This is a genomic window from Kosakonia sp. S57, assembly GCF_016516575.1.
Taxonomy (GTDB): Bacteria; Pseudomonadota; Gammaproteobacteria; order Enterobacterales; family Enterobacteriaceae; genus Kosakonia; species Kosakonia cowanii.
This window is the reverse complement of record NZ_JACVUL010000010.1, coordinates 175,776-183,484: the sequence shown is the minus strand read 5'-3', so window position 1 is coordinate 183,484 and position 7,709 is coordinate 175,776. Positions and strand designations below refer to the sequence as shown.

The 7,709-nt window shown below is 57.6% G+C and carries 5 protein-coding genes; 3 read left to right on the top strand and 2 right to left on the bottom strand.

The genetic code is table 11. The features are described from left to right. Positions 1-305: 305 nt before the first annotated feature. Entirely contained in the window at positions 306-851 is a 546-nt protein-coding gene (gene orn / locus IAE48_RS12235) for an oligoribonuclease (RefSeq protein WP_023478488.1), read from the bottom strand. A gap of 94 nt (positions 852-945) precedes the next feature. Here orn and rsgA point away from each other — a divergent pair, with 94 nt between their 5' ends. From rsgA to mscM, 3 genes are all read left to right on the top strand, one after another. Next, complete coding sequence (gene rsgA, locus IAE48_RS12230; RefSeq protein WP_181162184.1) at positions 946-2,001, top strand: small ribosomal subunit biogenesis GTPase RsgA; 1,056 nt, start codon at positions 946-948, stop codon at positions 1,999-2,001. Positions 2,002-2,099: 98 nt separating this feature from the next. Beyond that, entirely contained in the window at positions 2,100-3,071 is a 972-nt protein-coding gene (gene asd / locus IAE48_RS12225) for an archaetidylserine decarboxylase (RefSeq protein ID WP_200134549.1), read from the top strand. A gap of 22 nt (positions 3,072-3,093) precedes the next feature. Next, positions 3,094-6,426 (top strand): miniconductance mechanosensitive channel MscM, encoded by a 3,333-nt coding sequence (gene mscM / locus IAE48_RS12220; protein WP_042718521.1) that lies wholly within the window; start codon positions 3,094-3,096, stop codon positions 6,424-6,426. Positions 6,427-6,513: 87 nt separating this feature from the next. On the opposite strand, the gene epmA is transcribed toward mscM, so the two are convergent. Further along, positions 6,514-7,491: an elongation factor P--(R)-beta-lysine ligase gene (gene epmA, locus IAE48_RS12215; RefSeq protein WP_200134548.1), complete on the bottom strand. Its 978-nt coding sequence runs from the start codon at positions 7,489-7,491 to the stop codon at positions 6,514-6,516. Positions 7,492-7,709 lie beyond the last annotated feature (218 nt).

Below are 7,709 nucleotides of genomic sequence, written 5' to 3'. Positions count from 1 at the left end.
CGCGACCCCGACCTTGGCAAGGTCGTGCTCTACCAACTGAGCTATTCCCGCTTATCAGCGCTATTTCAACAGGTTAAAGCATTTAACCGCTGAAATTTCGTGATGCCGTGTTTCACATTTCTGTGTCTTCACGGGAGGCGCATTATACGAGAAATCATTCCTGCTGCAAGCCCCTGAAAGCAAATTTTCGTTTTTTTTGTTTAACTGCCGATTTAATCGACAAAACGCGCATTTTTGCAGCAAAACCGCGCCAGCACTGGTTTGCAGAGCCGAAAACGACATATCGGCTCTGCACACGCAGACGCTTACAGTTTAATAAAATGTTCGCGGTAGTAAGCCAGCTCCGCCACCGATTCGCGGATATCATCCAGCGCCTGGTGAGTATTCTGCTTTTTCAGGCCGGTCAGCACTTCCGGTTTCCAGCGGCGCGCCAGCTCTTTCAGGGTGCTGACATCCAGATAGCGATAGTGGAAGTAGGCTTCCAGCTCCGGCATGTACTTAAACAGGAAACGGCGATCCTGGCCGATGCTGTTGCCGCAAATGGGCGATTTACCGGCCGGTACCCACTCTTTCAGAAACTCAATTGTCGCCAGCTCTGCTGCGCGATCGTCAAAGGTGCTCGCTTTAACGCGTTCAACCAGGCCGCTGCCGGTGTGGGTTCGCACGTTCCACTCATCCATCAACGCCAGCTGCGCGTCGGATTGATGCACTGCCATCACCGGCCCTTCCGCCAGGATATTGAGGTTGGCGTCGGTCACCAGTGTCGCGATCTCAATAATGCGATCGCGCTCGGGATCTAAGCCCGTCATTTCGAGATCAATCCAAATGAGGTTGTTTTCATTTGCGCTCATGCTATTTTCCACCCTTATCGCGTCACTATATTCATCCAGAATTGAGTGTATCATAGAGGTTTTGCCCATCCGGGGCGACCAGGAGCCAGCACGATTGAGTAAAAATAAACTCTCCAAGGGACAGCAGCGCCGCGTTAAAGCGAACCATGAGCGCCGACTGAAAACCTCGACGGAGAAACCCGACTACGATGACAACCTGTTTGGCGAAACGGCCGAAGGGGTGGTCATTAGCCGCTTTGGTATGCATGCCGATGTAGAATCCGCCGACGGCGACGTGCATCGCTGCAACATTCGCCGCACTATCCGCTCGCTGGTCACCGGCGATCGCGTGGTCTGGCGGCCAGGCAAAGCGGCCGCAGAAGGCGTCAACGTGAAGGGGATCGTCGAAGCGGTGCACGAGCGTACCTCGGTGCTGACGCGCCCGGATTTCTACGATGGCGTTAAACCTATCGCCGCCAATATCGATCAAATCGTTATCGTCTCGGCGATCCTGCCAGAACTCTCACTCAACATTATTGACCGCTATCTGGTGGCCTGCGAAGCGCTGGACGTTGAACCGCTGCTGGTGCTGAATAAAACCGACCTGCTCGATGAAGAGGGCCTGGCGTTCGTTAACGAGCAGATGGATATCTATCGTCATATTGGCTACCGCGTATTGATGGTCTCCAGCCATGCGAAAGATGGCCTTGATCCGCTGATCGCAGCATTGACCGATCGCATCAGCATCTTTGCTGGCCAGTCCGGCGTCGGCAAATCGAGTCTGCTCAATGCGCTGCTCGGCCTCAACGAGGAGCAGATCCTCACTAATGACGTCTCTGACGTATCAGGTTTGGGCCAGCACACCACCACCGCCGCGCGCCTCTACCACTTCCCGCAGGGCGGCGATGTGATTGATTCTCCGGGCGTGCGCGAGTTTGGCCTCTGGCATCTCGAACCGGAACAAATCACCCACGGTTTTGTCGAATTCCATGATTATCTCGGTCACTGCAAATATCGCGACTGCAAGCACGATACCGATCCCGGTTGTGCGATCCGCGAAGCGGTAGAGAACGGCAAAATCGCGGAGAGCCGCTTCGAAAATTATCACCGCATTCTCGAAAGCATGTCGCAGGTAAAGACGCGTAAAAGCTTTTCTGAATCAGATGACTGACAACTAAGCTAAGCGTCGTTAGAATCGTCCCCCATTTTAAGACTCCGACGCCGCGCGTCGGGTCAGGAACGACAGTAAACAATGGCCTGGAGGCTACCTTGTTAAACTCATTCAAACTTTCGCTTCAATACATTCTGCCGAAACTGTGGCTCACTCGCCTGGCGGGCTGGGGCGCAAGCAAACGTGCAGGCTGGCTGACCAAACTGGTTATCGATCTGTTCGTGAAATACTACAAGGTCGATATGAAAGAGGCGCAGAAGCCGGATACCGCCAGCTACCGCTCTTTTAACGAATTCTTCGTGCGCCCGCTGCGCGACGAGGTGCGCCCGCTTAATACCGATCCGAACGTGCTGGTCATGCCGGCGGATGGCGTAATCAGCCAGCTTGGCGCCATCGACAATGACAAAATCCTGCAGGCTAAAGGCCATAACTACAGCCTCGAAGCGCTGCTGGCAGGCAACTACCTGATGGCGGATCTGTTCCGTAACGGTAGCTTTGTCACCACCTATCTTTCACCGCGCGACTACCACCGCGTGCATATGCCGTGCAACGGCATCCTGCGCGAAATGATCTATGTGCCGGGCGACCTCTTCTCCGTTAACCACTTAACGGCGCAGAACGTACCTAACCTCTTCGCCCGTAACGAGCGCGTTATCTGCCTGTTCGACACTGAGTTTGGCCCGATGGCGCAAATTCTTGTCGGCGCGACCATTGTTGGCAGCATCGAAACCGTCTGGGCAGGCACCGTCACGCCGCCGCGCGAAGGGATCATTAAACGCTGGACCTTCCCGGAAGGCGAAAGCGAAGGCGCGGTCGCGCTGCTGAAGGGCCAGGAGATGGGCCGCTTTAAGCTCGGTTCTACCGTTATCAACCTGTTTGCGCCGGGTAAAGTGCAGCTGGTTGACGCCTTACGCAGCCTCTCTGTGACCAAAATCGGCCAGCCGCTGGCGCTCTCCACCGAGCCGTTTGTCCCGGTTGATGCGCAGGAGCCTGCACCGCTGCCGGAAGAAGAAATTAAAGCGGAACATGACGCCAACCCGCTGGTCGACGACGCTAAAGAAGACGTTTAAGCCTCACCCCAGGGAGACTGCAGTGCGCCTGATTATCGCTTTTCTGATGGCCTGGTGCCTCAGCCAGGGAGCCGTTGCCGCAACGGCTCCCGATGCCCGTCAAATTGCCCAGGAGCTGGAGCAAGCCAAAGCGGCGAAAAACACGCCGGACCAGGCGGAAATTGTAGAGACATTACAAGGCGCGTTGAACGCGCTGGACGAGCGTAAAGGCTCCCTTGAACGCGCCCAGCAGTATCAGGACGTGATCGACAACTTCCCCAAACTTTCCCGCACCCTTCGCGCCCAGCTCGATAATCTGCGCGACGATCCCCCTTCTGTGTCACCCGGCATGAGCAGCGATGCGCTCAACCAGGAGATTCTGCAAGTCAGCAGCCAGTTGCTGGAGAAGACGCGCCAGGCGCAGCAGGAGCAGGAGCGCGCACGGGAGATCAGCGACTCCTTAAGCCAGCTTCCCCAGCAGCAAACCGACGCCCGCCGCCAGGTAACGGAAGTGGAGCGTCGCCTCGGGGCGCAAACCAGCAACTCGGCCCTTGCCCAGGCGCAAAATTTTGCCGCCCAGGCAGAGTCGGCAAAGCTGAAAGCAGTGGTTGATGAATTAGAGCTGGCGCAGCTTTCAGCCAATAACCGCCAGGAGCTGGCGCGTATGCGCTCAGAGCTGGCGCAAAAGCAGAGCGAGCGGCTGGATGCTTATCTGCAGGCACTGCGTAACCAACTCAACAGCCAGCGTCAGCGCGAAGCCGAGCAGGCGCTGGAGAGCACGGAGATGCTGGCTGAGAACAGTGCGAACCTGCCCGCCAACATCGTTGAGCAGTTCCGTATCAACCGTGAACTCTCCCAGGCGCTGAACCAGCAGGCGCAGCGTATGGATCTGGTCGCTTCACAGCAGCGCCAGGCAACCGGGCAAACGCTACAGGTGCGCCAGGCGCTCAATACCCTGCGCGAGCAGTCCCAGTGGCTCGGCGCATCGAATATGCTCGGCGAAGCGCTGCGCGCGCAGGTGGCTCGTCTGCCGGAGATGCCGAAACCGCAGCAGCTGGATACCGAAATGGCGCAGCTGCGCGTGCACCGCATGCGTTATGAAGATCTGCTCAATAAGCAGCCGCAGCTGCGACAGATTCGCCAGGCGGATGGCAAGGTTCTGACCGCTGAGCAAAACCGTATTCTCGAAGCCCAGCTGCGCACGCAGCGCGAACTGCTCAATTCGCTGTTGCAGGGCGGCGATACGCTGATTCTGGAGCTGACCAAACTCAAAGTTTCCAATAGCCAGCTTGAAGATGCGTTAAAAGAGGTGAATGAGGCGACTCACCGCTACCTCTTCTGGACGGCGGATGTCAGCCCGATGGGCTTCTCCTGGCCGCTTGAGATTGTGCAGGATCTGCGCCGCCTGCTGTCGCTGAACACCATCAGCCAGCTCGGCAAAGCCAGCGCGATGGTGCTGACCAGCAAAGAGACGCTCTTCCCGCTGTTTGGCGCGCTGATTCTGGTAGGGGTAAGTATTTACTCACGTCGCCACTTCACCCGCTTCCTGGAGCGCTCCAGCGCCCGCGTGGGCAAAGTGACCCAGGATCACTTCTGGCTCACCATGCGCACCGTCTTCTGGTCCATTCTGGTGGCGTCACCTTTGCCGGTGCTGTGGGCAACGCTCGGCTACTGTTTGCAGGAGGCGTGGCCCTATCCGCTGGCGGTAGCGATTGGCGATGGCGTCACCGCCACCGTGCCGCTGCTGTGGGCAGTGATGATCTGTGCGACCTTCGCCCGGCCAACCGGGCTGTTTGTCGTCCACTTCGGCTGGCCGCGAAACCGCGTGGCGCGCGGGTTACGTTACTACCTGATGAGCATCGGCTTTATCGTGCCGCTGATCATGGCGCTGATTATGTTCGATAACCTGAACGACCGGGAATTTTCCGGCTCGCTCGGTCGGCTCTGCTTTATCCTGATTTGCGGTGCGCTGGCGATTGTCACTCTCAGCCTGAAACGCGCCGGTATTCCGCTGTATGTCGATAAGAGCGGCAACGGCGACAATATGGCTAACCATCTGCTGTGGAACCTGCTGCTCTGCGCCCCGCTGTCGGCGATTCTTGCCGCCGCGGTCGGTTATCTGGCAACCGCGCAGGCGCTGCTGGCAAGGCTGGAAACCTCCGTTGCTATCTGGTTCCTGCTGCTGGTGGTTTATCACATTATTCGCCGTTGGATGTTTATCCAGCGTCGCCGTCTGGCCTTCGAGCGCGCACGCCACCGCCGCGCGGAAATACTCGCGCAGCGCGCACGCGGCGAAGAGGATGCCGCCCATCAGCTCAGCACCGAAGGCACCGCCGAAATTGATGAGCAGGAAGTCGATCTCGACGCCATCAGCGTGCAGTCCCTGCGCCTGGTGCGCTCGATCCTGATGCTTATCGCCCTGCTGTCGGTGATCTTCCTCTGGTCTGAGATCCACTCTGCCTTTGGCTTCCTTGAGAACATTCCGCTGTGGGATGTCACCTCAACGGTACAGGGCGTCGAGAGCCTGGAGCCGATTACCCTCGGCGCGGTGCTGATTGCCATCCTGGTGTTTATTATCACCACCCAGCTGGTGCGCAACCTTCCTGCTTTGCTTGAGCTGGCGCTGTTGCAGCACCTTGAGCTGACGCCGGGGACAGGTTACGCCATCACCACCATCACCAAATATCTGCTGATGCTGTTTGGCGGGCTGGTGGGCTTCTCGATGATTGGTATTGAGTGGTCGAAGTTACAGTGGCTGGTGGCCGCGCTCGGTGTTGGTCTCGGGTTTGGTCTACAGGAGATCTTCGCCAACTTTATCTCAGGCCTGATCATCCTGTTTGAGAAGCCGATCCGTATCGGCGATACGGTAACGATCCGCGATTTGACTGGCAGCATTACCAAGATCAATACCCGCGCGACCACCATCAGCGACTGGGATCGCAAAGAGATCATCGTGCCGAATAAGGCCTTTATCACCGAGCAGTTTATTAACTGGTCGCTCTCGGACTCTGTCACGCGCGTGGTGTTAACAGTGCCCGCGCCGGTCGATGCCAATAGCGAAGAGGTGACGCAGATCCTTTACACCGCTGCTGAGCGCTGTTCGCTGGTAATTGATAACCCGCCGCCGGAAGTGTTCCTGGTCGATTTGCAGCACGGGCTGCAGCTGTTTGAGCTGCGCATCTACGCGGCTGAGATGGGCCATCGCATGCCGCTGCGCCACGAAATCCACCAGCTTATTCTGGCGGGCTTCCGTGAACACGGCATCGACCTGCCCTTCCCGCCGTTCCAGATGCGCCTTGAGAGCCTCGACGGTAAACGCGCGGCCAAAACGTTGTCTTCAGCGGGGAGAAGCAGCCGCCCGGCGGGCAGCCTGTAACTCTTTGAGTGCCGGCTTATCCGGCCTGCGGAGGGGTTACTCTTCAGGCCGGGTAAGGCGTAGCTGCCACCCGGCACAAACGGGCAGTTACGACCGGTCGACGCTAAACGCCATCACTTCTGCCAGCGTTTCAGCCTGCAGCGCCAGCATCACCAGGCGGTCAACGCCCAGCGCGACGCCGGAGCAGTCCGGCAGGCCCGCTTTTAACGCTTCCAGCAAATTGACATCCACCGGCTGCTGCGGCAATCCGCGCGCGGCGCGCTTGCGGTTATCCTGCTCAAAGCGCTGCTGCTGCTCGCGGGCGTCGGTCAGCTCATGGAAGCCGTTCGCCAGCTCAATGCCTTTGAAGTAGACCTCAAACCGCTCCGCGACGCGGTGATCTTCGGTGCTGATCTGCGCCAGCGCCGCCTGGCTTGCCGGGAAGTGGTAAACAAAGGTCGGACGATCTTTACCGATCTGCGGCTCCACGCCCATGGTGAACAGCAGTTGCAGCAGGGTGTCGCGATCCTCTTCCGTATCGGCAATATTGCTCAGATCCAGCTTCGCCGCCACTTCACGCAACTGGGCTTTATCCGCCGAAAGCGGATCGACCTCCAGATAGCGCTGGAACGCCTGCTGATAGGAGAGTGATTCTGCTGCCGGGCACTCGAGCACCTGTTGCAGCAAATCATCCACCTCATTCATCAAACGGTACATGTCATAGTGCGGACGATACCATTCGAGCATGGTGAATTCAGGGTTGTGATGACGCCCCATCTCTTCATTACGGAAGCTGCGGCAGAGCTGGAAAACCGGGCCACAGCCCGCGGCCAGCAGGCGCTTCATATGGTATTCGGGGCTGGTCATCAGATAGAGATTGAGGCCCTGAGAGTGGCCGGGGCCAACAAAACGGGTTTCAAACGGGACCAGATGCACATCGGTCACCGTTGCCTGACTCATACAGGGCGTCTCCACCTCCAGTACGCCGCGGTCGGCAAAGAAACGGCGAATTTCCGCCATAATTGCCGCGCGTTTCAATAAGTTGGGGATGGATGCGCTCGGCTGCCAGGTTGCCGTCTCGCTCATGGTTCTTTCTCCGATTTCTAACAAGGGCACGAAGTCTACCCGCATCGATCTGGTTAGACAAATTTTGCACAAATAATTTTCATAGCCCTCGTCAATAAATAGATATGAGCTATTTAGAGATGATATCGATCAAGCTGGAAGCCGTATCACGGCGAAGAACAGCAAAACACTCGAACACGTCAAATTTCCCCTCAGTCAATACGGATATACTGCCCGCT

What these genes read in the sequence shown, in the direction of transcription:
- orn (WP_023478488.1), bottom strand. Translation starts at nt 851, where the DNA reads ATGAGCGCAAATGAAAACAACCTCATTTGGATTGATCTCGAAATGACG.
- epmA (WP_200134548.1), bottom strand. Translation starts at nt 7,491, where the DNA reads ATGAGCGAGACGGCAACCTGGCAGCCGAGCGCATCCATCCCCAACTTA.